The 26,462-nt window shown below is 59.8% G+C and carries 23 protein-coding genes; 13 read left to right on the forward strand and 10 right to left on the reverse strand.

The genetic code is table 11. From position 1 onward, the window contains the following. Nucleotides 1–15: 15 nt before the first annotated feature. The gene (locus KDL09_RS13375; protein WP_294385866.1) at nt 16–3,759 is read right to left on the reverse strand and encodes a VCBS repeat-containing protein; all 3,744 of its coding nucleotides are present in this window, start codon (nt 3,757–3,759) and stop codon (nt 16–18) included. Nucleotides 3,760–4,217: 458 nt separating this feature from the next. Between KDL09_RS13375 and KDL09_RS13380 the strand changes: the two genes are divergently transcribed. Further along, nucleotides 4,218–5,351 carry an autotransporter outer membrane beta-barrel domain-containing protein gene (locus KDL09_RS13380; RefSeq protein WP_294385868.1) on the forward strand — a complete coding sequence of 378 codons (1,134 nt, stop codon included), beginning with the start codon at nt 4,218–4,220 and terminating at the stop codon, nt 5,349–5,351. Nucleotides 5,352–5,480: 129 nt separating this feature from the next. Here the strand turns inward: KDL09_RS13380 and KDL09_RS13385 are convergent, their stop codons facing one another. Next, on the reverse strand, nt 5,481–6,350 hold the full coding sequence (locus tag KDL09_RS13385; RefSeq protein WP_294385872.1) for an adenylate/guanylate cyclase domain-containing protein: 870 nt from the start codon (nt 6,348–6,350) through the stop codon (nt 5,481–5,483). 80 nt (nt 6,351–6,430) lie between these two features. On the opposite strand from KDL09_RS13385, the gene KDL09_RS13390 reads away from it, so the two are divergent. Together KDL09_RS13390 and KDL09_RS13395 are read left to right on the forward strand one after the other, a co-directional pair. Next, entirely contained in the window at nt 6,431–6,751 is a 321-nt protein-coding gene (locus KDL09_RS13390) for a hypothetical protein (RefSeq protein WP_294385875.1), read from the forward strand. Further along, on the forward strand, nt 6,744–7,286 hold the full coding sequence (locus KDL09_RS13395) for an NUDIX domain-containing protein (RefSeq protein ID WP_294385878.1): 543 nt from the start codon (nt 6,744–6,746) through the stop codon (nt 7,284–7,286). The genes KDL09_RS13390 and KDL09_RS13395 overlap by 8 nt, the downstream gene beginning before the upstream one ends. On the opposite strand, the gene ispG is transcribed toward KDL09_RS13395, so the two are convergent. Next, a complete protein-coding gene (ispG, locus tag KDL09_RS13400; RefSeq protein ID WP_294385880.1) occupies nt 7,243–9,021 on the reverse strand; it encodes a (E)-4-hydroxy-3-methylbut-2-enyl-diphosphate synthase in 1,779 nt (592 codons plus the stop codon). The two genes, KDL09_RS13395 and ispG, sit on opposite strands and share 44 nt — an antisense overlap. A gap of 484 nt (nt 9,022–9,505) precedes the next feature. On the opposite strand from ispG, the gene KDL09_RS13405 reads away from it, so the two are divergent. From KDL09_RS13405 to KDL09_RS13415, 3 genes are all read left to right on the forward strand, one after another. Beyond that, entirely contained in the window at nt 9,506–10,780 is a 1,275-nt protein-coding gene (locus tag KDL09_RS13405) for a hypothetical protein (protein WP_294385883.1), read from the forward strand. Between the two features lie 43 nt (nt 10,781–10,823). Then, the gene (locus KDL09_RS13410) at nt 10,824–11,378 is read left to right on the forward strand and encodes a response regulator (RefSeq protein ID WP_294386080.1); all 555 of its coding nucleotides are present in this window, start codon (nt 10,824–10,826) and stop codon (nt 11,376–11,378) included. 63 nt (nt 11,379–11,441) lie between these two features. Then, nucleotides 11,442–12,644: a trypsin-like peptidase domain-containing protein gene (locus KDL09_RS13415; RefSeq protein WP_294385886.1), complete on the forward strand. Its 1,203-nt coding sequence runs from the start codon at nt 11,442–11,444 to the stop codon at nt 12,642–12,644. On the opposite strand, the gene KDL09_RS13420 is transcribed toward KDL09_RS13415, so the two are convergent. From KDL09_RS13420 to KDL09_RS13430, 3 genes are all read right to left on the reverse strand, one after another. Further along, nucleotides 12,604–14,967 carry a ComEC/Rec2 family competence protein gene (locus tag KDL09_RS13420; RefSeq protein ID WP_294385888.1) on the reverse strand — a complete coding sequence of 788 codons (2,364 nt, stop codon included), beginning with the start codon at nt 14,965–14,967 and terminating at the stop codon, nt 12,604–12,606. The genes KDL09_RS13415 and KDL09_RS13420 overlap by 41 nt on opposite strands. Nucleotides 14,968–15,030: 63 nt before the next feature. Beyond that, nucleotides 15,031–15,678: a hypothetical protein gene (locus tag KDL09_RS13425; RefSeq protein WP_294385891.1), complete on the reverse strand. Its 648-nt coding sequence runs from the start codon at nt 15,676–15,678 to the stop codon at nt 15,031–15,033. A 122-nt stretch (nt 15,679–15,800) separates the two neighbouring features. Then, complete coding sequence (locus tag KDL09_RS13430; protein WP_294385894.1) at nt 15,801–17,282, reverse strand: PQQ-binding-like beta-propeller repeat protein; 1,482 nt, start codon at nt 17,280–17,282, stop codon at nt 15,801–15,803. A gap of 23 nt (nt 17,283–17,305) precedes the next feature. On the opposite strand from KDL09_RS13430, the gene KDL09_RS13435 reads away from it, so the two are divergent. The 6 genes from KDL09_RS13435 (at nt 17,306) to KDL09_RS13460 (ending at nt 21,686) form a co-directional block, all read left to right on the forward strand. Then, nucleotides 17,306–17,710 carry a Dabb family protein gene (locus KDL09_RS13435; RefSeq protein WP_294385896.1) on the forward strand — a complete coding sequence of 135 codons (405 nt, stop codon included), beginning with the start codon at nt 17,306–17,308 and terminating at the stop codon, nt 17,708–17,710. Between the two features lie 84 nt (nt 17,711–17,794). Then, complete coding sequence (gene hemQ / locus KDL09_RS13440; RefSeq protein ID WP_294385899.1) at nt 17,795–18,652, forward strand: hydrogen peroxide-dependent heme synthase; 858 nt, start codon at nt 17,795–17,797, stop codon at nt 18,650–18,652. A 29-nt stretch (nt 18,653–18,681) separates the two neighbouring features. Then, nucleotides 18,682–19,464 carry a thiazole synthase gene (locus KDL09_RS13445; RefSeq protein WP_294385902.1) on the forward strand — a complete coding sequence of 261 codons (783 nt, stop codon included), beginning with the start codon at nt 18,682–18,684 and terminating at the stop codon, nt 19,462–19,464. Nucleotides 19,465–19,658: 194 nt separating this feature from the next. Next, nucleotides 19,659–19,928: a 30S ribosomal protein S14 gene (gene rpsN / locus KDL09_RS13450; protein WP_294385905.1), complete on the forward strand. Its 270-nt coding sequence runs from the start codon at nt 19,659–19,661 to the stop codon at nt 19,926–19,928. A gap of 69 nt (nt 19,929–19,997) precedes the next feature. Continuing rightward, the gene (locus tag KDL09_RS13455) at nt 19,998–20,249 is read left to right on the forward strand and encodes a zinc ribbon domain-containing protein (RefSeq protein WP_294385909.1); all 252 of its coding nucleotides are present in this window, start codon (nt 19,998–20,000) and stop codon (nt 20,247–20,249) included. A 36-nt stretch (nt 20,250–20,285) separates the two neighbouring features. Further along, a complete protein-coding gene (locus tag KDL09_RS13460) occupies nt 20,286–21,686 on the forward strand; it encodes a hemolysin family protein (protein WP_294385912.1) in 1,401 nt (466 codons plus the stop codon). Nucleotides 21,687–21,692: 6 nt separating this feature from the next. Here KDL09_RS13460 and KDL09_RS13465 read toward each other — a convergent pair whose 3' ends face one another. The 4 genes from KDL09_RS13465 to KDL09_RS13480 are packed head-to-tail and all read right to left on the reverse strand — an operon-like array spanning nt 21,693 to nt 24,862. Continuing rightward, nucleotides 21,693–22,727: a low specificity L-threonine aldolase gene (locus KDL09_RS13465; protein WP_294385916.1), complete on the reverse strand. Its 1,035-nt coding sequence runs from the start codon at nt 22,725–22,727 to the stop codon at nt 21,693–21,695. After that, complete coding sequence (locus tag KDL09_RS13470; protein ID WP_294385919.1) at nt 22,724–23,134, reverse strand: MauE/DoxX family redox-associated membrane protein; 411 nt, start codon at nt 23,132–23,134, stop codon at nt 22,724–22,726. The genes KDL09_RS13465 and KDL09_RS13470 overlap by 4 nt, the downstream gene beginning before the upstream one ends. A gap of 13 nt (nt 23,135–23,147) precedes the next feature. Next, nucleotides 23,148–24,176, reverse strand: coding sequence for a hypothetical protein (locus KDL09_RS13475; RefSeq protein ID WP_294385921.1), 1,029 nt, complete (start codon nt 24,174–24,176; stop codon nt 23,148–23,150). After that, a complete protein-coding gene (locus KDL09_RS13480) occupies nt 24,173–24,862 on the reverse strand; it encodes a hypothetical protein (RefSeq protein ID WP_294385925.1) in 690 nt (229 codons plus the stop codon). Before KDL09_RS13480 ends, KDL09_RS13475 begins: the two co-directional genes overlap by 4 nt. Nucleotides 24,863–24,993: 131 nt before the next feature. Here KDL09_RS13480 and KDL09_RS13485 point away from each other — a divergent pair, with 131 nt between their 5' ends. Next, nucleotides 24,994–26,448: a DUF1501 domain-containing protein gene (locus KDL09_RS13485; protein ID WP_294385931.1), complete on the forward strand. Its 1,455-nt coding sequence runs from the start codon at nt 24,994–24,996 to the stop codon at nt 26,446–26,448. Nucleotides 26,449–26,462 lie beyond the last annotated feature (14 nt).

A 26,462-nucleotide genomic window follows, 5' to 3' on the forward strand; every position in this document is an offset into this window, starting at 1 on the left:
TGACTCAATTGATGCCTATGGAGCAGCCTTGATTTGTGGCGTCCATTGGTCATACCTCGTTTTCGAAACCGGCCCGCGTGGCCAGTGAACCGTCAGGTTGCGAACAAACTCATCCTTCCTCAAGGCAACGAACTGTGTGGCGGAGGACTGTGCCAAATAACTCCCTCCTGCTCGCACCTCCTTCATCAGCTTGCGTCCCGTGCTGGTTTCGATCTCCAATCTGGCACCGACTCCGGTCGGGTTTCCCTTGGGTCCTGACAAGGCAATCGTGCTCCAGCGCACCTCCGGTCCGCGCGTTTGATTGACCAGGGTTTTCAGCGCTCCGTTGTTCACGCCACAAACCAGATCCGGAGCGCCATCGCCGTTCAGATCACCGACGGCCAGGCTCTTGGCGTCTTCATGAATCCAAATGCCGCTTTGCAGGGGTGACACTTCAGTAAAACTGCCATCGCCGTTTCCTTTGAGGAACAGCCCTAGCCCGCCGCTCATGCGCCCCGTTTCAGGCTGCGGTGAATAAAAATTCTGCGCCAGCACCACATCGAGCTTGCCATCGCCGTCGAAGTCTTCCACCGCGACGCCGAAGCACGGGGCCACTTGCGCCAGAATAGGGAGTGCTTGGATCGTGAAGCGGCCTTTGCCGTCGTTGATCAGCACGGAAGAGTCCAGATTTGTGAACGTCATGACCCGTGCTGTCTCCAGCAGGGGAGGGGTGTAGATCGCCAGCAGATCGGCTTTGGCGAAGGCATCGAAGGTTTTAAACTTCTCTTTGATGAAGGGCATGGCGGCAGAGCTGCAACCGCGTCCTCGCATGGGGTAGAGCGTATCCCCTTCATATTCGGCTTCCACCAGATCGAAGTGGCCGTCCCCGTCAAAATCATTCGCGAAGATCTGGAGCGGCTTCTCTTGGGTCGCGTGGTATTTCGTGTTGTGACCCAAGTTGGTGACGACGTAGTCGAGGTCGCCGTCGCCATCCAAATCCCCGCCTTCAATGCCCTGCCACCAGCCTTTGGCCTCTGCAAGACCTGCCGTTTTTGTGGCATCGACCAGCTTGCCGTCCTGGTTCTGCAGGAACAATTGCACCGGCCCCCAGGCGGTCGTCACCATCAGATCCAGCCGCCCGTCTTGGTTGACATCCGTCCATAAGGCACTGGTGACCTGGCCCGCCGCCAGCAGCCCCGGCGCCACCCTGTCAGTCACGTCTTCCAGCTTGTTTCCGGCATTGCGCAGCAGACGCTGCCTGGGCAGTTCATGGTATTTTCCAGGAACAATCCGGGCTGCGACAAAGATGTCCATCTTGCCGTCACCATCGAAGTCAGCAGTTGCCACCGTGCCCGAACTTTCATAGGCGCGCTTCTTGTCATCCGGGTCGGGCTTGGTTGCGGCATAACTTTTGTTTTCGAGATTGAGGTAGAGCCGGTCTTCCAGCACCGGCTTGTCACTCACCTGGGCCTGATTCCCGCCGCTGGCAAGATACAGGTCGAGGTCGCCATCCCCGTCGGGATCAAAAAACACCGCACCCATGTCCTCGCTGGCAGCGTCCGCATTCCATGGACCGGTGGGTGCAGCGAGCCAGCGTCCGTCGGCTTGCTGATGGTAAAGGCGCCCTGCCTGCTTCGTGGCACCACCCACCCAGAGGTCTTCCCTGCCATCGCCATTGCTGTCACCGAACGCGAGACCGGGCCCCAGCCGCGAAACGCGCCAGGGGATCAGCGGCTGTTCCGCATAATCATCGAAAGCATCTTCGTCGTGAATGAACTCGAGGTCAGGCAGGCTGTCCTGGGCAAACAAGGAACGCTGGGCGGGCGTTTCTTTCTGTGCCGGATCTGGCTGAAAATTTCCCGCTGGCTCGATGATGATGTGACGCTGGTCCACCGGCAGCTTTTCCACCACCTGCCGGGCCCCGCTCGGCCAGTCGATCTCCAACCGCTCGATGATGGCATCCGCCCCGAGGCCAAAATGAACCACCGGTTCGTCGGCAGACTGGTAGCCACGGGTCAGGCTGAGCATCCGTGTCTGCCAGCCGGAAGCCGTCTTCATCCGCAGTCGTGCACCCACGCCGAAGAAATTGCTCTGCCGCCCCCGGAGTTCGATCAGCACCCGATGTCCCGTCGCAGCGTCATTGCGGTAGATGCCGAGCGGTTGATTCATGTTGTTGGCCACCGCGTCGAGGTCGCCATCGCGGTCGAGGTCGGCCAGGATCAGCCCATAGCTGGCCGTCAGATCGTCGTAGCCCCACTGCTTGCTGACATCCTCAAAGGTGAGGTCGCCGCGATTGCGAAACACCTTGTTCCGGTCATCCCCTGGCTTCTGAAATGCATTCAGCGCCTGGAGGCGCTCAGCGATCTTTCCCGCCGTTTCCAGTTGCTTCAATTCGGCCAGATGGTCGGAGTTGTTCACGTCCCGCGCTACCCCGTTGGTGAAGATGGCATCCTCCCAGCCGTCACAGTCGAGATCCGCAAACCGCGCCGCCCAAGTCCAGCCGGTGCTTTCCAGTCCCGAAAGAAAACCGGTCTCGATGAAACGCCGGCCGCCGGCATTCAGGTACACCATGTTTCGCATGAGCTGGCGTGGTTCGGCCCAGTCGAGAAACCAAGCATTGCGCCCCATTTCCCCCATCTCCATTTTTTGCCGGTAGTGCGTGGTGGCGGACATGTCGGCCACCATGCAGTCAAGCCAGCCGTCCCTGTTGATGTCCCCGAAATCACTGCCCATCGCAAACCATGAAGTGTAGCTGGCCATGGCGGGTAGCACATCGGTAAAAGTGCCGTCCCCGTTGTTTCTCCAGAGCCGGTCGGGATGGTAAAAATCGCTGGCCACATAGAGATCCGGCCAGCCATCATTGTTATGGTCGAACCAGGTCGCGGAAAGCCCCTGGTTGCGGTCTAGGCCGAGACCGGCCGCGCCTGACACATCCGTAAAATGGCCATTGCCATCATTCCGGAACAACCGGTCAGGCGTCCCGAGTTCCATCATATGACCGTTAAGGAAAGCATACTGCCCTAGATGATCGGGATGCACGGTGGGCTTGCCGTCAATATAGCGAACTTTGATGTCAGGATGCGTCTCGGCGAGTTGAAAGAGCCGGTAGGTCAGCAGATAGCAGTCGAGATCCCCGTCGCGGTCGTAATCCGCGAAGGAAACCATGACGCTGGCCCCCTCATAGTTTAGTCCGCGCAGCGCCCCTTCTTCGCGGAACGTCCCGTTGCCCTGGTTGACATACAGCAGGTTCGGCTTGCCCATGTTGCAAACGTAGAGGTCAAGATCGCCGTCATTGTCGATATCGGCAAAGCTGGCGCCCGAACCCCAGGCCTCACCGCCGTCCAGGCCACCCGCGGCTGCAGTCACGTCCTCGAACTGCCAAGGAGCGGTCTGCCTCAGGAGCTGGTTCTTACCATCTTGGGAAACCAAGTAGAGGTCAGACAGTCCGTCCTGGTCGAAATCACCGACACACCCCCCCGCGCCGTTGTAGAGATATTTGCGGATGTTTTCAGGCTTGAGGAAATTCTGGAATCCCAGCCCTGCTTTGGCTCCTGTAATCTTTGAAAACCCCGCAGACTGATGTTCGCCACCCACAGGCATTTTGAGCGGCGCGGACCTTAGCTCCACCATCTGATCATCAGCTTGTGCGGTCGAAAATATCCCGCCTGAGCAAAGTGCGCAAACTGCGCTGATACGGATCAAAAACCGGCACTGCCGACCATTTTGGGTGTTCTTTGGGAGGATCACGGCCAAGATATTGAGTAACCTCTTATAAAACACAAACGGAACATTTTTGAGACAAATGATTTGGCATATGTCATGCTCGACGCTACACCTGTGTATTCGTGCTCAAAATTAACTCCACCAGCGGTATAACCATGCATTGTGTGATGAATTCTATATCTAAACCGAAGGTGCTGCTTTCAGTTTTTTGCATGGTTCTTTTTGGCGGTGCCAGACTTGCAAATGCTCAAACGTTTGATGTCGTCGGTCCAGGAGTAAACGACATTCCCACTGGGTCCTCGGTAACAAGCACCATCAATCTTGGTGCCAGTGGTGCGCAGGTGAATGACGTGAGTGTGCAGTTATTCATGACAGATCTTTTTGCCAGCGAAGTGAGTTTTTCTTTGAGTCATCTCGGCACGACGGTTGTTCTTGGGTCTGGTGGAAATAATAAAATTTTTGCCAGCATTGCTGGATTCAACGGCTCGCTCCTTGACGGAGATTGGGTGTTATCAATGACCGACACTTTTATTTTCGACGGCACCGATCTCTTTTCATGGCGGCTCTTTGGAACGAGCACTAATGGGCAGCTCTCCGCCCTCACCACCGGCCTGCCGATGGCCAATGCGCAGGGGCCGATGCTCATCAACGCCAGCCAGACGGTCACCGGGGACATCAACAACCACCTCTTCAGCCTCATGGCCGGTGATGGTGAAGAAGCCGCCAACGCCGGTCTCGCCTCGGCCATGGACGACGGCGTCATCGTCGGCCAGGGCGACGGACCTGAAGATCCCATCGCCCGCAAGGGGCTGCGCTCCCGCCAGTGCGAGGTCTTCACCACCGTGAACTACGGCAACGTCAAGCTCAGCGCCGTCGGCACCCAGGCCGGAGTGCAGACCGACGCGTGGGCGCCGAGCATCGGCATCCAGCGGCATCTCTCCCGCGGTCTTGCCCTGGGCTTCGCGGTTTCCTTCCTCACCAGCGACCAGAGCTACACCGGCGGCCTTGGCAGCCTGCATCTCGAAGGCCCCGCGCTCTCCGCCTACCTCACCTTCGTGCGCAAGAACTTCTGGAACAGCCTGCTCTACAGCTTCGGCAGCTACGAGATGGACTCCAGGCGCAATCCCGGCTTCGGCTTCCCGCAGGCCTTCGGCACCACGCGCACCTACACCAACGCGGTGCAGTACAACACCGGCTGGAACTTCCGCTTCCGGAACAACACGCTGGTCACAGGCCCCTTCGCCGGCATCGACTACCTGCACGGCAGCGTGAATGCCTACAGCGAAACCGGCGGCGGTCTGGCCGCGCTGCGCTACAACCAGCAGAGCTTTGAGTCCCTCGTCACACGGGTGGGCTGGAGTGCCAGCAAGAAGATCCAGACGAGCTGGGCCACGATCACCCCGCAGGTGCGCCTGAGTTATGAGCGGCAGAACCTCAAGAACAACGGCACCAGCGTGTCATTGATCACCGCGCCGTTCACGGCCGCCGGGGGCAATCAGTCCCCCGGGCAGGACTACATGGTGGCGGGCGCGGGGTTGAACTTCGCGTTCAACGAGCAGTTGAGCCTGCTGCTGGGATACTCGGGGCAGTTCTTCCGCAACGACCAGCAGGCGCACTTCGGCAGCGTGCGCATCGGTTGGAAGTTCTAAGCATTTTGTCAGCCGAGTTATTCAGTTGAACCCAGAGGTAGGCGGTGCCGCAAGGTGCCGCCTCCTTTTTTTTCAAGACAAGTAAAAAAATGCACTCAATGAACCGCACGTTCCATTTACCCCCATGCTTCAATGACTCGGCGTGAAAAACTTGTATTTGGCGGAGAATCCTTCGACGCCGCATTCTCCGGCGAGGCGGACTTCATTTTCAGCCTGCATCTTGTTTACTGCGGCCTCGGTGAAAAGAACGGTCTGCTTCAACATGGAAGCCACTTTCTCCACCCGAAAAACGAAGTTTACCTCAGGGCCGTGCAGATTGAGCTCGTTCATCGTGGGAACGGTGCCAAGCGCGGCCGCGCCGAAGTGCAGCACGAGGCGGAAGGGCGGGTTCGCCTTTGACTGTGCCTCATAGAGTTTCGCCACGGCCTGACGCACCTGAATCGCTCCGTCTTCTGTGTCGTCCCAGTAGCAGAAGAATCCGTCGCCCAGATACTTTGACATGTGGCCGCCGCATTCGTCGATCACTTGCCGGCAGTTTTTGAACCACGTGCCGGTCATCCGCGGATACTGGGATGGAGACAGCGTCTGTGCGAGCTTGGTGGAGCCGATGATGTCCGCGACCATGAGCCAGCACTGTGCCTGGCGGATCTGTATCATCGTCGAGGCCATCGCCTGTTTCCCGGCGGGATGCATGGCACTGAGGATTTCCGTGCAGAACTCCAGCTCGTTGTTGGCGATCCGGATGATGTCGCCGTTGTGCAGGCGCACCGACTGCGAGATGCGGCGGCCGTTGACGCAGGTGCCGTTCGCGCTGCCGAGATCGACGAGCCAAAACTCACGCTCTCCCTGGGCCTGGATGACGGCATGTCGGCGCGAGACCTCGTTGTCCGGGAGCGCCACGGCGTTGTCAGGCGCCCGACCGACACTGCACGTGCCGTTCAAATCATGGCGCTCCCCATTGGGAAGGCGCAGCCAGGACTGGAGGAGGTTGTTACTCATGACATGAATTAAAGGCCATCTTGGCAAAGGATGCGCTCCAAGCCAAGAAGCGTTGTGAAGAAATATCACCGGGTTGTGTCTTGCCACGGAATGCCCCGCCGGAGAACATTCCGGTCGTGAACGAAGAGGCCCTGATGTCCCTGCATGCCGTGTTCAACTACGGCGAAGCCGCGCTGTGGTTTGTCATCGCGCTCATACTGGCCGTGCGGCTGGGCATGAAAATGCCCTGGCGCTGGCTGTTGCCGTTGGGTTTCGCCGTGTTCGGCGTTTCCGATCTCATCGAGGCGCAAACCGGCGCGTGGTGGGATCCTTGGTGGCTGTTGGTGATGAAAGCCGCCTGCGTCCTCGTCTTTCTGCTGGCATGGCGTGCGCACCGGCGGCAGGGAAAGGCACATGGCTGAGTCTCCCTTCAAATTCTGCAGCAATTGCGGCGGCAACGACTGGATCGCCCGCAGTGTGCGTGAGTTCCAATGCGGTCCCTGCGGGCACCGCCACTTCATCACATCCATCCCCGCCGCCGTGGCGCTTGTTCTCGACGCCGAGGACCGCCTCCTCGTCATCCGCCGCGGTCATGAGCCCGGCCTCGGCAGGCTCGGTCTGCCCGGTGGTGTCATCGAACCCGAAGAAACCGCCGAGATGGCCGCCGCCCGCGAAACGCAGGAGGAAGTCGGCATCGATCTTCCGGCCTCGGCGTTCACCTACCTCGCTTCATTGAACAATCGCTATCTCTTCCAAGGCTACGAATGGCCGACGATCGACCTGTGCTACGTCGCTCGCGTTCCGGATTTCAGCCGTGTGGTGATCCAGCCTTCCGAGGTGATGGAGACGCTGGTCTGCGCGTTGGAAGACGTGCCGCTGGAAGAATTCGCCTTTAAATCCAACGCCGAAGCGATCAGGCGGCTGCGGGCGCGTCAAACCAGCGTCCGTGCTCTTTGATGAGATCGATGAGGCGCTCGACGGCTTCGTCTTCGGGGATGTTGAACTTCACCGCAGTCTTGCCGACGTAGAGATTGATCTTTTCCGGGGCGCCGCCGACGTAGCCGAAATCGGCGTCGGCCATTTCACCGGGGCCGTTGACGATGCAGCCCATGACGGCGATGCGCACGCCTTTGAGATGGCCGGTGGCGGCGCGGATTTTCTGCGTGGTGGTCTGCAGGTTGAAGAGCGTGCGGCCGCAGCTCGGGCAGGCGACGTAGTCGGTTTTGAAAATGCGCACACCGGCGGCCTGCAGGATGTTGTAGCTGATGCGCAGGGCCTGTCCGGGCGCTTCTTCGCCGTTCACGATGACTGCATCGCCAATGCCATCACAGAGCAGCGACCCGATGTTGGTGGCGGCGACGAGGAGGTTTTCGGTGAAGTCGTCACTGCCGTCTGCTTTCAACGTGTCTTTGAGCAGGATCGGATGACGTGCCTGCAGCTTGGCGGCGAGCAGACGATACGCGGCGATGACGGGCAGCTTGAGGCCGTCTTTGATGGTGACGAGCTTCGCGTCGGCGCTGTCATAGAGACTCGCGATGGCGGCATCATCACGCGGGTCGATTTCGATCACGCCGCTGTCCTCGAGGACGACTTCAGGTTTGTAGTCGCCGAGCTTGTCGATCTTGTGGGCGACGGCATCCCACTTCTTGCGCGTGGTGAATACGGGAACGGTTTCGTGGCCGCCGGTTTTGACGCCGTTGATCGTGAGTGTTTCTGACTCACGTCGCACGTAGTCGAAGGGATCGTAGCTGACAGGCGGCGCGTTGCTGATGTGCTCGAAATGCGTGGGAGCACCCTCGTTGTAGGGCTTCACGAGCTGCTGGGCCACGGGGATCTCGAAGATCGCGTCCTCAGTCAGGGAAACACGCACCGTGTCGCCAATGCCGTCGGCGAGCAGCGAGCCGATGCCGATGGCGCTCTTGATGCGACCGTCTTCTCCGTCGCCAGCTTCGGTGACGCCGAGATGAATCGGGTAGTTCCAATCCGCGCCGAGCTGATTGAGATGCGCGACGAGCAGGCGATAGGCCTCGATCATGACCTTCGGATTGCTGGCCTTCATCGAGAAGAGAAAGTTGTGATAGCCCTGCGCACGCGCGATGCGGGCAAACTCGAGAGCGCTCTCCACCATGCCCAGCGGCGTGTCGCCATGGCGGTTCATAATACGGTCGCTGAGCGAACCGTGGTTAGTCCCGATGCGCATCGCGCGGCCCAGGCGGATGCATTCCTTTACCAACGGCACGAACTGTTCCTCCATGTAGGCCACCTCGGCGGCGTACTCCTCGTCGGTGTATTCTTTGACGGCGAACTTCTTTTTGTCGGCGTAGTTGCCGGGGTTCACCCGAACTTTTTCGACCCACTTCACCGCTTCCATTGCCGCGTCCGGTTTGAAATGGATGTCCGCCACGAGCGGCACGTCACATCCGGCGGCGCGGATGCCGTCGCGGATGTGCTGCAGGTTTTCGGCGATGATGCGTGTCTGCGCAGTCACACGGACGATCTGACAGCCCGCCTCGGCGAGACCAAGAGCTTCCCTCACGCAGGCGTCCGCATCGCGCGTGTCGCTGGTGAGCATGCTCTGCACCACCACGGGCGCGCCACCGCCGATCTGAACGTTGCCGACCATGACCGGGCGCGTCTCACGGCGCTGATAATTGTACAGGTCGGGGCAGTAGCGGAGCAGGGGGGCAGACATGGTATGGAAGGGCGGTTAGAATGCTAAGGCAGACGCGATTGGCAATCAAAGCCCGCTTTCACGGCGGATATTCGGCCACCAGAGATGAACATATCCGCAAAGAAGTTTGCGGGTGATTGCCATCCAGAGGCGTGCTTCGCGTCCATTCATTGCGCGGCGTAGCCACCGTTCACCATCCATTCGGCGACATTGACGAAGGAGGAGAGGAAGGCGGTGACGTTGGCGACTTCTTTCACGGTGCCCATGCGCCTGGCGGGGTGCAGACTGTTGAGCGTGTTCAGGATCGCAGGTTACGCTGGCGGGCAGGGAGGTGTGGACTAAGTCCGGGACGACCGCATTCGGCATTGCTAGGGGATCAGCCTCAACGTTTGGCCCACTTAACTCAAGGATTGCCAACGCGACCCGCGACCGATAGGCTCAAGACGGTTATGAGTGCTGCGGGTGTTTCCCTCAGCAATTTCTTCAAGCATCAGCTGCATTCCCTATGAAAACCTCATCTGCGTTTTTGATCTTGTCGGTCGTGGCCGTGCTGGGCCATCTGGATATCGCCACCGCCGCTGGCATGCCGGCTTGGTCCTTGGATCCGGATCAACTCCGCATCCCGGATGCACCGCTGCAAGGCCACATGCCGGGTTGTCCGGAGTTTCAGCCAACGCCGCAGGCGATCGCCCCGACGGGGCATTCCCTGACCTTCTTGGTGAAGGACGACAAGAAGTCTCTAGGCGCCAGCTTCTACCAGGACCAGTTCTCGATTCAGATCAACGATCCGAGGATCAAGCTGGGACCAAGCTTGGAAGGTCTGAAATTGAAAGTGACACCCACAGCCGCCCCCTCGAATCCCAAACCGTGGGATCCAGATGAATCATCAGTTCAGATGTCCTGGAGGCGGAAAGACAACACCCGCAGCGGCAGCGACAAGTTCGTCGGCAATTATGCGATGGTGCTGGAGTTCGGCACCTTCACGGACGGGGAGCTGCCGGTGGGGATTTATCTTTGCCTGCCCGATGAAGGGAAGACCGTGCTGGCGGGAAGGTCGGTCATCACCGGTTCCAAAGACAGTCCGCTTGGGCTCGGCTCCATCGCGGGATCGTTGACGATTCCTCCCTCGATCAATGAAAAGGCCGTATTGGTAGGATTCGTCGGTCCCAAGATGCAGGAAGCCAGCCGGTCCAGCGGCATCGGGATCGACATCCAGGAGAGTGGTGGCCCGGTCACTGGCTCCTATCAAAGCGGTGTCCTGATGGTGAACCTCAAGAATGCAGGGACGGGCGAATACCTGCTCTCCAACCCGAGAAAGGGCTGGAATCTGCTGCTGATCGGCGCCGCAGAACGCGAGCCTCCTAAGCCGGAAGAAGACAACCCGAGGTTTCCGAATTTTCCCCGCATGAGCATGCGCGCTTTTGCGCCCTTGATTCCGCTGCCCCGCGTGTATGCGGCGCAATGGGTGGAGGTGAAGGACTTGAAGTCCAAGTTGGAAGTCCCGCTTCAGATCAATCCCGGCCTGCAGGGAAGCGTGAGGTTGCGGATTAAGGGCGCACGAGATGGATCGGTGATCACCTTCCTGCCTCTTCTGGCCGACGGCAGCGTACCCGACCCGGAGGCTCACGGCGTCAGCCCCTACCTTCGGTTGCGCACCAAGGACGGAGCGGTGCCCACGCTGAGTCTTGTGGAGGGCAGCTATGAATTCACCTGCCTTGGCCAGAAGCAAAGTGTGAAGGTCGAGCGTGGAAAGACCAGCACGATCCAGTTTGAGTTTTAACGCTTCGCCCAAGGCATGGCATCTGCCAGCCGCCTTGGCTGCCGTGTCGCGATCGGACCAGGCCAATTGTGGGCTGCTCAGGGGAAAATCCGTTTCGGCTGCGGCCGGATCGCGTGACAAGTTTCTGACAAGGTCCTTGCCGTCTAAGCAGGCCACTGCTACCATTCGACTCAATATGGCCAATATCATTGTTATTGAAGATCATCAGCCCGTGCTCAAGCTGATTTCCACCCTCTGTCAGTCCGACGGGCACGATGTGATGGCTTTCGACAACGGTCGTGCCGGACTGGAAGCGATTCGGGAAATGACCCCTGAACTGGCCTTGGTGGACCGTCGCCTTGGTGACATCGACGGTCTCGACATGATCCGTGAAGCACGTGAAGCTTCGCCTGCGACCCGCTTCGTGATGGTTTCCGCCTGCTCCGAGACGCGCGACATTGTCACGGCAGTGCGCCGGGGCGTTTGCGACTATGTGACAAAGCCTTTCGAGCCTGAAGAACTCAAGAGCGCAGTAAGCCGCGCGCTCAGTGAACCGGTCGATCCGCCGCCGGCCTCGCGTCAGAAGCTCATCATTTTGTGCCCGAAGAAGGCGGCCTGAACGCCTGATGATGCGGTGCAACTTTGAACTTTGAAGTTCGCGGCCGCTGACGCATTGGTGCCCATGGAAAACCTCCGCCGCCTGCTGTTTGCCATCTTTGTCTTTGCCCTGGCCGGGTTGCTGTTCTCGTGGTGGCGTCATGGACGCGAGGGTTATGGCGCGCTCGATCTTCTTCATGGAGACAAACCCACAGCGGCGGCGCTCACTCCGGCCAAAGGACCGAAAATCGCGCTCGACGAGCTGCCGTTGATGAGCCGTCTGAACGACGAGTTTGCCAAGCTTTCCGCAGCCGTGCTTCCCTCGGTGGTCAGCATCACCACCAAAACGGTGCAGCCAATGCAGTTGAGCTGGCATCCATTTTACGGCCTGATCGGGGAGCGTGAGCAGATCGTGCCGGGACTGGGCTCCGGAGTGATCGTCAGCAAGGAGGGACATGTGGTCACGAACTACCACGTCATCGAGGGCGCTGTGGTGTCGGACATTCAGGTCACCACGAATGACAACAAGAAGTATCCGGCGCTCATCCTCGGGTTCAACAAGGAGCGAGACATCGCGCTGTTGAAAATTGAAAGCACGCGTCTGGATTTTCCAGCACTGAGCTTCGCCAATTCCGACGATGCCAAGGTCGGACAGATTGTACTCGCGGTGGGCAATCCGTTTGGACTCAGCGGCACAGTTACTCAAGGCATCATCAGTGCGCGGGACCGCCATCTCAGCGACAGCCAGATGGACTACCTGCAAACGGACACGGTGATCAATCCCGGCAATTCCGGCGGTCCGCTGGTGAACATCCGCGGTGAGATCATTGGCATCAACGTCGCCATTTATCGAGGTGATGCGACGGTGCGTGCCTGGCAGGGGGTGGGTCTGGCCATTCCGGCCAATGAGGCAAAGGTGGTCGTGGACAGCATTCAGGCGAAGCTCAAGGAAGATGCGAAGAAGATGGCGACAAACTTGACCGGCAGAGGTTATCTCGGACTCGAGGTCAGCAGCGAGCCGGTGGAGATCGATCCAGTCTGGGGCACCTCGCGACGCGGTGCGCTGGTGACGGACATCGGGCGCAATTCTCCGGCAGAAGAAGCGGGTCTGCATCCGGGGGACGTGGTGACCAAGTTTCAGGGCATGGCCTTCCGCTCCCCTGGCGATCTGCTCCAGATCATCCGCACCCAGCCGCCCGGCAGCGAGGTGAAACTCGAAGTCATCCGTAACAACAAGATGGGAGACATCATTGCGAGACTCGGTGAACGGCCGGATTCTTCGCCTTAAGGGCAGAAGCTCGTGATTCACGTGGATTCAGGATCACGTGCCTCCCGCTTCGTCGGGTGAGGAGGTGCAGTTCATCAGGCTGAAACTGCAGTTCGATGCTGCCATCGGTCCAAGTGTCTAGCAGCGGGATGCCGAGTTCGTTTGTCTCCTCGACGAGTGAAGCAGGCAAGGCCGCCTCCACATCACGCGCATCACTGCCGCAAAGAACTGCCTGCGGGCCGGCCTTGAGCAGGAACTCGGTTGTCATCATGAGGTCCGTCGCATGCTGGCTGCGGATCAAAACATCACAGCGAATGTCAGCGGCGCTGGCGCACAGGAACTTCTCCGCGTGCCAGCCTGCGTCGCTCAGCCACAAGACTCGCCATGGCCCGAGATGCAGCATCAGCACCATCGCCCGATCATCACCGCGATCGTGCTGCACCTGCATCGTCGGGTACAGCACCTGCGCCCCGACCTTGAAGGCCTTTTCATCGGACAACACGACACGTTCATCGACGCGCAGTTTGTGCATCAGCGACGGCCCGGCCTGATCGAGTAAACGACGCATGGTGGATAGCGATGAATCATGAATGCCCGGCTCCTGGGTGCTGCAAAACAGGTGTGGAGAATCAAATGTCGAGAGCACCTGTGAAACGGCTCCGATGTGATCCGCATCGTTGTGGCTCAGAAACACGCCCGTGACCGTATTCACGCCGCTGGAGTGCAGATACGGCCGCATCACACGGCGGAAGTTCGATTCATCCCCGGTGTCGAACAGCCAGTGGCTGTCGCCGATTCGAAGATGATTCGCCGCTCCGCCATGCGGCAGTTCCAGTACTCGCCAGACGGCGGGGGCATGCGTGGAAGAAACATCGGGCTGAAAGTGGAAGCTTGCTCCGGGCAGTCCGGCAAACCACGCCGCGCTGGCGATCATCGCTTTCGCCAGCGCCCAGTTGGCGTTGTTGAGAATGACCTGCACGCCGGTGAGATGCAGTGCTGCGGCGCACAGGCTCAGGCAGGTTGCGCTCAGACACAGGAACGCCAGCGGCACGAGCACGCAGTTGGCGATTACCGCCACGGGAGTCACCGATTGAAAGTGCCCGAGGATAAAGGGGAGGCTGCCAATCCATGCGGCAAACGACAGACTCAACGTTCCCGCAAGCCACAGCCGGGCCTGGCTCCACGCGCGCTGTCGCCAGCTGGCAAGCTGCGGTGGCAGAAATGGGTCGAGGCGCGTGAACGGCATCAATCGTTCTCGCAAAGACGCGGAGCCGGCTGAACTGATCCACAGCACGCCGAATGAAAGCTGAAACCCCGGCATGAAAAGCTGGTGGGTGTCCGACGCCAGCAGCAGCAATGCCGCGGCGCCCAGGCTGTTTTGCAGCGACGATTCGCGGTCCACCAGTGAGCCGCACATGAAGATCGCCACCATGAAAGCGGCACGTGCCGCCGAGGGGCGCCATCCGGTGACGAACGCATAGGCAAAGACGATGAAGATCATCAGCGAGACCGACATGCCGCGTCGCATCCCGGTCTGACGCAGCAGCGTCAGAGCGATCACTCCGAGCAGTCCTACATGCAGACCGCTGACGGCGAAGACATGGAGCGTGCCGCTGTTGCGAAACGTGTCTTCGATTTCGTCATCCGCTCCGGCGGACATGCCCAGCGCCATCGCCCGTATTACGGCCGCTGTTTGCGGATCGTCCTCCAGATCACGGGTGAGCTGTTTGCTGATCCATTGCCTGCAATGCTCCGCTGTCTCCAAGAACGTGCCCCACCATGCCATGCTGCTGTCACCGAGGCGCTGCATGCGATCCGCCTCGAACCGGGCCACCCGTCCCGTTCGTAGCGCATGCTCCTGCGCATCGAACGCTCCCGGGTTCGATGAGGCGCGCGGCAGGTAGATGCTTCCGTGCAGTTCAAACATTCCCGCTCCGGGAAAACGGACCCCTCGCGGCAGGCGCACCAGCAAAACGGCGGGTTGCTCGATCACCAATCCCGCAGCCGGAATCTCGATCTTTTGCGCGGTGCAAAGCGCGTGGGTGCGTCCGTCCGCCGTGGTGTCGAAGTCCGGCAGAAGGCTGCCTTGAATCGTTGCCTGCACCGGCTTGTCCTGCTGTTTCAGCTCAAGTCGCAGCGGATGGCGGAAGGTTTCATCGGTGCGTGTCGCATGGATGAAAATGAAAACCATCGCCACACTCGGAAACAACAGCCAGGAACGTCCGCTGATCAGTGCCGCAGAGAGAAACACTGCGGAACAGGCGACGAACCAGTCACAGTCGGCAGGCGGTGCGAACCATTCGGTCGCTAGGATTCCGCATACGGCCGCGAGGGCCAATGCCATCAGCGGATTTGCCCGTGACCAAAGCTGAAGCTTCGCGAGCATCTTCCGCCGGGGTCAGGGTGGTCATGCGGCGGTGCCGGAAGATCCCGCCTTCGTGCGCTGCTCCATCAGGAGCTTGTACTGCATCTGTTCGATTTCGCTCATCTTATGATGCGCGTTCGCGCTGTGACGCGTGTTGGGGAAGTTGCCGATCACCTGCTCGAGCATGTCACGCGCGGTCTCAAAGTCATGCCGGTGAGTCAGATGCACATCCGCAATGCGGAACATGATGAAGGCCGCGTCATCCACCGGCCACTCCTGGCTTTGCAGGTGCTCCTCCAAGGCGCGCAGCGCCGCCTGCGGGTCATGCAGACGCTCGGCGTACACCTTGGCGATTTCTGCCACGGGGAAGGGATCGTCCGGCTTTTCATCCAGCATTTTCTCGTAGTGGCCGATCGCGCCCTCGTAGTCACCTGTGGCGATGCAGGCCGCGGCCTTGGTCATTTCGTCCTGTTCCACCTTCTCGCCGGAGGAGAACACCGCCTCGCCCATCACATCTCCGAACCAGGGAATGACAAACTTCACAGCCGCGATGCCCCCGATCAGTCCGACGACGATCACAAACACCAGCTTCATCCCGTCCCCGGCGTCTTTGAGTGAATTCCAGATCAGGGCGATGATCAGGAAGGCGAGTGTGACGACACAGATGCGGATGACGAGGGTGGTGTTCATTATTCGGAATGTCCCCCGACGCTATCAAACCGCCTTCGTTCCGCCAAGAGTGAAGTTTATCAGTCCGGCCAATTCTTGGCACCCCATTTTGGCTGCCACGAAAGGACCTGCTGCGTCTCTGGCTACTCCCCTCTCAAATCGAGACAGATCATCCGAGGTCCCGTCTTCTGCATCAGGTCCATCGATTGCTGACGAATGTATAGCAGGCCGTGGCTCAATGCAGGAAGGCTCCAGGTGTTCAGTGCGTAAAATGGTTGTGCTTGCGCAACCACCTTGGCTCCGGTGGGATCTAGGTCGAGCCAATGAAGCGATCCTGTTTCACCGAGGCAGAGAAAGGCGCCATCAGCTCTGAGCAGACTTGCGCGGAGAATGCTGAGACGGGCGGGATTCGCACGACCGGTCTGCTTGCTGAACTCCGCGTCCTCCCATTCGATGTGCTGCTCCCATACTTCGGCGCCGGTGTCGGCGTTTACACAGACAAGCCGGGACTTCGGCTCCGTTTCGCCATCGATGGCGTAGAGATGACCGTCGTGATACACGGGGTTCATCCAATGCACGCCGAGCTTCTTGGAGGTCCACACTTCCTTCGGTTGGAACTCCGCATCGTAATCCACCATTACGCCGCCGAGCGGCCGCCCTTTTGGATACGCCGTGGTGATGAAGGCGCGGTTCTTTTCCGGAATGACGACGGGTGAACTGCCGATGGCCTGGATGTAATCTTCGTTCCGCCAGGCAAATTTCGAATGCAGTTTTCCGCTGACGGGATCGATGCACATGAGGCCGCCCGTGGCCGGATCGCTTTCACCACCGGCATAGACGAGCACCTTGGTCTTTCCATGCAGCGTCGCGGGAACGGGTGAGGCATAGCTTGCACCCCACGCGTCTTCGATCGTCCACACCACCTTGCCGCTCTTCAAATCAAACGCCGCCACGGACACGCCCGCCTCTGCGAGTCGTTCTTTGCGGTCACGCAGTCCCTCGTTGTCCTCGATCAGCGTCTTCTTGCCACCGACGTTCAGGATCACGCGTCCGTCGAGAATCAGCGGCGTGCCACCCGCGCCGAAGAAATCCTGTGGGACATGCATCTCATTCAGCAGGTCGTGTTTCCACAGCACCTTGCCCGTCTTCAAATCGAAGGCGTGCAGCTCGGCCGTCACACCATAGGTCACCACGACGCCGTCGGCGATGACCGGGCTGCCACGTGGGCCGTTGCCGAAGCCGTAACGATCCTGATACGAGATCGGGTAATCCTGCGACCAGAAACGTTTTCCAGTTTCACGGTCGAGGCATTCGATGGTCTCCTTGCCCTCGATTGCATGGAAGATGACGCAGTAGTCTCCGCTGATGGCAGGTGAGTTGTAGGCCTCACCCATGGCGACTTCCCAGACCGGTTTCGGCTCGCCTGCGGTCCACGTTTTCAACAAATGCGTTTCCGGCGAGTGGGCATCGTTCGTGGGGCCGAGAACGCGCGGCCAGTCGCTGGTCTTCGCGTCCTTCGAAATCGGCTTCGGTGCCGCATGAAATATCAGGCGGTCAAAGGTCTCCTGCGCGGAGCACACGTTCAGGGCGAAAAGGAGCAGAATCGGTCTCGACGGATTTTTCATGTCGTGCCAAGCTAGCCACTGCCATGAAGAACGCCACTCTCATCCTTGCCGCCGTCACCGCCCTCGTCCTGAGTTCCTGCACGACCTGTCCGTTCGGTTACAAGAACACGCCCAAAGGCAAGGTCGAGCACATTGTGCTCGTCTGGCTCAAGCGTCCTGGCAATGCCGCCGACCGCGCTGCGCTCGTCGCTGCCGCGAAGCGATTCCAAGCTGAGATCAAACTGATCCAGCACCTCAGCGTGGGCGCAGCCTTGCCCAGCGACCGCGACATCGTCGATGACAGCTTCGACGTCGGTTTCATCATGCGTTTTGCCAACAAGGCCGACATGACCGCCTACGAAAAGCATCCGGTGCATGTGAGTACCGTGAAGCAGACCCTGATGCCCATCGCCAAAAAGGTGCTGGTGTATGACATCGGGTGCGAGTGACCTCCTGCGCAGCAAATGCCAACGATCGTTCATTGAGCCGCTGGAATTCCGGCGTATGTGACAGGCATCCCCATCTCAACCACCATGCTCATTCCGACATCGTTCCCCACGTCCAACGGCCCTGCTGAATCGAAACCGCTGATTTCCGAAGAAGGCTGGGTCGTGCAGCACCTGTTTTTCAATATCGACCACGGCTACTGGGCGGCGTTGACACCGGAGGAGCGCCAGGAGCGGCGCGAGAATTTCTCCCGCACGATCGAGGCGATTCGCAAGCATCCCGGCACACAGCTCCTCGCTTTCGCGATGGTGTCGCCGAAGTCGGAACTCGGCTTCATGCTCATCACTCCCGATTTGCACGAATCCCAGCGCTTTGAGAAGCAGATCAGCCTCGCTCTCGGGCCGGACGCTCTCACGCCTGCTTACAGCTATCTCTCAATGACGGAGTGGACGGAGTACTCTCAGTCTGAAGAGGAGTTCAAGGCGCAGATCGAAAAGGCGGAGAACCTCACGCCCGGCACGGAGGCCTTCGACAAGCGCGTGGCGGAGTGGAAGGGCCACATGACGAAGTATTTCAACGACCGTCTCTACCCGAACATGCCGGACTGGCAGGTCTTCTGCTTTTACCCGATGAGCAAGCGCCGCAATGTGGGCGCGAACTGGTATGCGAATGAATTTGCCAAACGCCGGGAGCTGATGGGTGGTCATGCGAAGACCGGCCGCAAATACGCCGGCAAGGTGCGCCAGCTTATCTCCGGCTCCACGGGGCTCGACAGCTACGAGTGGGGCGTCACGCTCTTCGCCCACGACATGTTCCAGATCAAAAGCATCGTCTATGAGATGCGCTTTGACGAAGTCACCGCCCAGTATGGTGAATTCGGAGACTTTTACATCGGCATCCAGACACCGACTGGCGAACTGCTGCAGCGGGTGATGCTTGCGTGACGCGGGATTTGGTTCATTGCTCCCCGCCCGTGCCAAACCAGACCCTCACCATCGCCGATCGTCAGTTTCATTCCCGCCTCATGCTGGGGACCGGGAAGTTTGCGAGCGGTGAGCTGATGCGTGGCGCCATCGTCGCCTCGGAGACGGAAATCGTGACCGTCGCGCTTCGGCGGGCTGATTTGACGGGGAAGGGCGATCCGTTTGCCAACATCCTCGATTTCATCCCGAAAAACGTCCTGCTGCTGCCGAATACCAGCGGTGCCATGAATGCCGAGGAGGCGGTTCGTCTTGCCAGGCTTGCGGTCGCGGCCGGTCTCCCCAACTGGGTGAAGCTCGAAATTCATCCCGACCCTCGCTACCTGCTGCCAGACCCGATCGAGACGCTCAAAGCGGCCGAAATCCTCGTGAAGGAGGGTTTTACCGTGCTGCCCTACATCAATGCGGACCCCGTTCTGGCCCGTCGCTTGCAGGATGTCGGCACGGCCACCGTCATGCCGCTTGGATCGCCGATTGGGTCCCATCAGGGGATCACGACGCGTCGGCAGATCGAAATCATCATCACCCAGGCCACTGTTCCGGTCGTGGTGGATGCCGGCATCGGGGCCCCCAGCCACGCCGCCGAGGCTTTCGAAATGGGGGCGGATGCCGTTCTGGTGAACACCGCCATTGCCGTCGCTTCCGATCCCGTTCGCATGGCCCAGGCCTTCAAAATGGCTGTCGAGGCCGGACGCAGCGCCTATGAGATCGGCCTGAGCGAGGGTGCAGCCGAGGCTTCAGCCACCAGTCCGCTGACGACTTTCCTATATCAATAGTGCTGCCTAAAGGGGCTGTTTCAGCCCTTCACCAAGTAGGTGAAAGCGAGGACGCCGCAAAAAAGAAGAGCGGCTGCGAGACACATTCCGTAAAAGATGACCATAGTGACCGGGGATTTAGCGTGAATCACAGTGTCCGCCAGCAGAAATTTCTCCTTGCGAAAAGAGGGCTTTGAGGCAGACTCCGCGCCCCTATGGCAAAAACATGCTGGCTCGAGCGCGACAAGCGCAAACGTAAAACCGTCGAAAAGTACGCTGCGCTGCGTGCTGAACTCAAGGCGAAAGGCGACTACGTCGGCCTCTCCATGCTTCCTCGTGATGCAAGCCCGACGCGTCTCATCAACCGCTGCCGCGTCTCCGGCCGTCGTCGCGCGTTCATTCGCCGCTTCCAGATGTCCCGTATGACCTTCCGTGAACTCGCCTCCCAAGGGATGATTCCCGGGGTGACGAAGTCCAGCTGGTAGTATCACCGTCCGAACCTGCAGCCAGAGGTTTTCTCTGGCTGCTTGGAGAGGGGAAGCGTTCTTATATTGATGCCCACCTACTCCTACATCGCTGAAGACCCTGAAAAGGGGTGCCCAGCCTGTCGCAGAGGCTTTGATCTGCGGCGCCCGATCAGCAGGCCCGCGCTTGAGGTCTGCCCGTTGTGCAAACAGCCGGTCAAAAAGCTCATTTCCGGCTTCAACACGCCCAGGCTGACCAAGCCGCTTTCTGTCTCTGATGCGAAGGCCGCCGGGTTCACCATTTTGGAAAAGCGCTGCGACGGAAACTACGAGAAGCTGTGAGCCAAGCGCTGCGACGCGGCTCTTCCATTGATCTTGATGACCTTATTCCTTGCCAATGCCTCCGCCGAACTCGTGCATGAGTGGAGCTTTACTGCGGGGGAGCTGTTCTGGCAGGCGGTGATCGTGCTGGCCATCGTGCTGCTCAATGCCTTCTTCGTTGCCGCCGAGTTCGCCATCGTCAAGGTTCGCGACAGTCAGCTGCAGCAGGCCATCGATGAAGGCACCCGGGGGGCGAAGTTCGCTCAGCATGTCACGCGAAACCTCGATGCCTATCTTTCCGCCGGGCAGCTGGGCATCACACTCACCAGCATCGCGCTTGGTATCTTCGGGGAGCCTTACGTCGCCGTCGTGGTTCAGCCGTTGCTCTTCAAGTTGGGCGTTGTCAGCGAGACCGTCATTCGCTGGACTTCCATCGGTGTGGCCTATGCCATTGTCACCTACCTGCACGTCGTTCTCGGCGAGCAGACGCCCAAGGTTCTCGCGATTCGCAAATCGCTCACCACAGCGCTGATCATTGCCCGCCCGCTTCATCTTTTCTACATGGTGCTGAAGCCCGCCATCTGGATTCTCAGCGCCAGCACAAACATGGTGCTGCGTTTGTTCGGCATCACAGCCGTTTCCGAGCACGAGCTGGCTCATTCGGAAGAGGAACTGCGGCACATCGTCGCTGAAAGCCAGAAGTCCAAGGAGGTGACGGAAACCGAGAAGGACATCCTGCTCAATGCCCTCGCCCTCAACGACCGCTGCGTGCGTGATGTGATGACGCCGCGCAACCAGGTGATGTCACTGGATGCTGACGAGGCCTTTGAGGCCAGCCTCAAGATCGCCATCGATTCGAAGCATACGCGCTACCCGCTCGTCGAAGGTCATCTGGACCACGCCATCGGCATCATCCACATCAAGGACCTGCTCGGACTTGTCGGCAAGCCGCAGCCCGACCTGCGCCAGATCAAGCGCGAGCTGCACATGGTGCCGGAGATGATGCCCATCGACAAGCTCCTGCGCTTCTTCCTCGACAAGCACGTTCACGTCGCCCTGGCGGTCGATGAATTCGGCGGCGCCGTCGGCATCGTCACGCTCGACAACGTGCTGGAAGAGATTGTGGGAGACATTCAGGACGAGTTTGACCATGAGGTCAGTGAGTTCCGCCGGATCAACGAGAACGAGTTTACCGTCGAAGGCACCTACAACCTTTACGAACTCGCCGATCAAACCGGGATTGAGCTCGAAAGCGACGAAGTTACCACCATCGGTGGCTACGTGACACATCTACTCGGCCACCTGCCCAAGGTGGGTGAAAAGGTCACGATCGAGGAATACGAAGTCACCACGACCAAGGCCGACCTTCGCCGGGTGCTGCAGCTTCACTTCCAGCGCCTTTCCAGCGTGGTGGAAGAAGACGCGGTGACGTCCGATGAGACGCCGGAAGGCGTGTAAGCCGGGTCATGCGAAGTCGGTCGCATCCGCGACAAACGCATCCACGTCCGCCGCCGTCGTGCGCCACGAGCACATCAGGCGTGATCCTCCGCCAATGAAGCTGTAAAAGATCCAGCCACGTTCTTTGAGACCGTCCTTCATCTTGTCGGGCAGCTTGGCGAAAACCGCGTTGGCATCCACCGGGTAGAGAATCTGCACGCCGGGCAGGTGGCCGAGCGCATCCGCGAGGCGCTTCGCCAGCGTGTTGCCGTTCTGCGCGTGTCTGCGCCAGGTGTCGTCGGTCAGGATGCGCAGCCATTGCGCGGAAATGAACCGCATCTTCGAGCAGAGCTGCCCTGCCTGCTTACAGCGGTAGGCAAACTCCTGTGACAGCTCCTTGTTGAAAAACACCACGGCTTCCGTCACCGCCATGCCGAGCTTCGTGCCGCCGCAGCACAGCACATCCACTCCGGCGCGCCAGGTGATGTCGGCGGGCGCGCAGTTCAAACCGGTCAGCGCGTTGAAGAACCGCGCTCCGTCCATGTGGATCGCCAGCCCGTGCTGTTTCGCGAGAGTGCCGAGGCCCTTGATTTCGCCGGGGCGGTATACCGTGCCGAGTTCCGTGCTCTGGCTGATGCTCAGCGCGCGCGGTTTGGGAAAATGGACATCGCTGCGGCTGGTTGCCAGTCGTTCGACATCCGCGGGATCGAGTTTGCCCAATGGACTGCGTGCCAGGAGGATCTTCGAGCCATGGCTGAAAAACTCCGGCGCACCGCACTCGTCCGTCTCCACATGCGCCTCCTGTGCCGTGATGATGCTGTGATAGCTCTGGCAGAGGGTGGCCAGCGAGAGCGAGTTCGCTGCCGTGCCGTTGAAGACGAAGTAGACGTCACAATCGGTTTCAAAAAACCGCCGGAACGTTTCGCAGGCCTCTCCGGTCGTCGAATCAGCGCCGTAGCTCGGCTGATAACCCTCGTTGGCTTCTCCCAACGCCTGCCAGGCTTCGGGGCAAATGCCGGACGTGTTGTCGGAGGCGAAGTGGTACTTGGATTCGATGCTCATGTTTTTGCCCGGGGTTTGCCATGCCACACCAGCACGATCCCCGCTGCCAGCAGCAGCAGATCGCGCAGAATAAGATCACGGTAGTTCGAGGTGGCGTCCGCATGGCCAAAGCAGCCGCAGCGTATGTCGATGCCGCGCCACCACGCGATGCTGATCGCGCCGAGGAAGACGAGCAGCGAGGCGTTCAAAACCAGCAGACCGCCAGACCGCAAAAATCCGCTCATCACCGAGAGTCCAGCGAGAATTTCCAGCCACGGCAGTCCCATGGCCAACCACGCGGCCCAAGGATCAGTTATCAGGTCAAAACTACGGATGTCGTCGAGGAACGACATCGGATCGGCCACCTTCAGGATGCCTGCATAAACAAACACGCCGCCAAAGAAGAAGTGAAGGAGAAGTCGAAGCATGAGGAGGCGAAAGTTACGGCACCAGTTCCGCCATCGGCAACAGAACGATGACGAGCTTTTTGTCCTCGTGCTTCTCGTCCGGGCCCGGAAGGCCGCGAACATCGACCGGACGTCCCAGCAGCGTGGCCAGTTGTGTGGCAAAGCCGGCGCTCGGCGGCTTGCCGCCACCTCCGAAGCTGAGCGTCGCATCGTCATACACGCGCATCAGTTCGCCGCCGTGCAGCACGATGGGAGACTTTCCACTCGGCTCGATTCCTTCGATCGAAATCAGGTCGGCGCCCTCCTCGCCCAGCAGGTTGGCGGCATGAAGCGGATCGAGCCGGCGTGCGAGGTCCCCTGCATCCGTGTGTTCCAGAATTGTGGCGTTGATGATCGGCGTCTCCGTGCTGCCAAGGCGCGGGAACTTTTCCCGCACGTGCTTGTTCACCGTCAGCGCGACCATCTTCATCGCCTCGGGCGTCCAGTGGCTGTCCTGTGAGAAGAAAGCCAGCTCCCGGTCACGGAATTCCCAGAGCGCATCCGTCATGTCCAGCACATCGGCGCCCGCTGCTTTCAGTTCACCCAGTTTGACGGATTCGTCGTCCAATCGCACCACGTTGGCATAACGGCCGGGGCGGATCTGCTCGGGATAGAGAGCAGCGCGTTCTGGGATCGCGATGACGAGCAACTGCGTGTCCTGCTCCTTCAACCTGGCTGCCAGCTTGATCAGATCTGACCGCACTTCGTTGCCATCACGGCGGGCATGCACCAGACGATCGAGCTCATGCTGGTCAAACAGCCAGCCGTCCCGGCCGAGAAATACTTCGCGATTTCCCTCCGTCAGCGCATGCGTCAGAACCCACTGCATGCCACTGCGAACCGTGGCGGCTGCGAGGTTGGTTTTGGAGACGGTGAACCACGACGCGATCTCAAATGCCAGCGGGATGGCCAGCAGAAGTGCGAACACACGAACGATGTTCTTCGCCGCACGTGGGCTCAGCTCTGGCTCGGGTGGCACGAGCGAGCGCTTGGTGGGATCGATCGGTGGCGGCGTCGGTTTCATGACATGGGAGACGCGTGGGCCCACAGCATCGCCATGGCCAGCAGGAAGATGCTCAAACAGACGGTTCCTTTCCAGGCTGCACGTTCACGCAGGAAATCACCCGAGTTCGGCAGGCCGATCAGGCAGGCGAGCGCGGCAAACATCGTGATCACATGGAAGTCCGTCCACACCCGTGCCTGCTGGAAAGCGGTGGCGATCGTTTTGGCAGGAGGGACGAACAGGGCCTTCAAATGCAGCCAGGTATCAGTCAATGAAAGCGTCTGCAGCAGCATGCCGAGTACGGTGATCGCGATCAACAAGGCGATCAGCCGTACCACTTTTCCTCCGGTTACGGGCCTCATTGTCAGCGTTTCCAAAAACTTGTCACTCACCTTGAATCCCAGCATGCCGCCAAGTCCGGCCATCAAATCTCCCACGGCGGTGAAAATGAAATGCAGGCTGAGCAGCAGCGCGAGAAATCCCATCCACGTCACGCTGACACTCAGGCTCTCCGGTCCGCCCCGAAGGACGATCGCCGAAAGATGCCACAGCGGATCGATCAACAGCACCCATTTGCCGATTCCGAGGCAAAAGCGCATCACGCCCTGCGCCACATCGGCCGTGGCAGGACATGGCCTGACGGCCATGCGGGCCGCCAAGGCGACGGGCAGCAGCACAAACAGAGCATGGTGGAGGCTGATGAGCACGATAATGGAAATGGCGATGGCTTGACGCCCGTCAATCGCGGAATCTTGGGCATATTGTTGAGGTTGATGCCGGACGACACAAATAGGCAGCTGTGTGCAACACCCCCCTCGGTCGAATTCGTTCTATGGTCATGCACGAACTCGATCCCAGCCTGCCGGAACACCTCGTCCGCCGCGATTTCCTCAAGAAACTCGCCGCCGCCTCCACTGCCGCGTGGATGACGGGCGAGCCACGGGCGATCTGGGCGAAGACAGGCGAAAAAGCGGTGCATCCACCTGCGAAGGCCGACGCCTGCATCTTGCTTTGGATGGCGGGCGGCATGGCCGCGCCGGACACGTTCGATCCGAAGGGCTACCTGCCGTTCGAGAAGGGTCTCGAGGTCAAACGCATGCTCAGCACTTTCCCGGCGATCAACACTGCCGTCGATGGCATCAAAATCTGCCAGGGACTGGAAAACATCGCCCAGGTGATGGATCGTGCGACGCTCATACGCAGCGCCGTGCAGCCGGACCTCGGCAGCATTTTGCACTCACGGCATCAGTATCACTGGCACACCGGTTATGTGCCGCCTCAGACGGTCGCCTGCCCGCACATCGGTGCGTGGATGGCGAAAGTCCTCGGCCCGCGCAATACGGTGATGCCCGCGTTCATCAACATCGGCCAGCGACTCGAAGGCGTGGGCGAAAGTGAGGAACTGAAGGCCTTCACCACTGCCGGTTTCTTTGGCAGCGAGTTCGGACCGATGAATCTGCCCTATCCCGAAGAAGCTGCGCAGTCCGTGAAGCCGCCGAAGGGCATGGACGCGCAACGTTTCGCCAATCGTGACCGCCTGTTCCGTAAGCTCGTCGATCAAAGCCCGCAGCGCGAGTTCATGAGCGACTACCAGCAGGAGTCGATGCTGCGCAGCATGGACAACGCGTATCGCCTGCTCAGCGCGAAGGAGCGCGAGGCCTTCGACATCACGCTGGAGCCGAAGGAGAGCTACGCGAAGTATGACACGGGCCGCTTCGGCCGCGGCTGCCTGTTGGCGCGTCGTTTGGTCGAGGCTGGGACGCGATTCGTCGAGGTCACCACCGAGTACGTGCCCTTCTTCCAGTGGGACACGCATAAAGACGGCCACACCACTTTGGAGGCGATGCACAAGGAAATCGACGCGCCCATCGCGCAGTTGGTACGTGATTTGGAGGCAAAAGGACTGCTGGATCGCACACTCATCGTGATTGCAAGCGAGTTCAGCCGCGATGCGCTCATGGAAGGCAAGCCCGGCTCGAACGCGAACGACCAGACGACCTTCAAGGTCGATAAGCTCGAAGAAATGAAGCACTACGGCCTGCACCGCCACTTCACCGGCGGCACCAGTGTGGTCATGTTCGGCGGCGGAACGAAGAAAGGCTTTCTCTATGGCGAAACCGCCGACGAACGCCCCCTCATCGCCACCAAGAACCCTGTCAGCGTCATGGACCTCCACGCCACCATCATGACCGCCATGGGCATCAGCCCGAAGACCGAGTACGAGATCGAAGGCCGGCCGTTCTACGTGACCGAAGACGGTAAGGGGAAGGCTGTGGCAGAAATCTTCGCTTAGACGAATGCAGACGG

The organism is Prosthecobacter sp. (assembly GCF_020439865.1).
GTDB lineage: Bacteria > Verrucomicrobiota > Verrucomicrobiia > Verrucomicrobiales > Verrucomicrobiaceae > Prosthecobacter.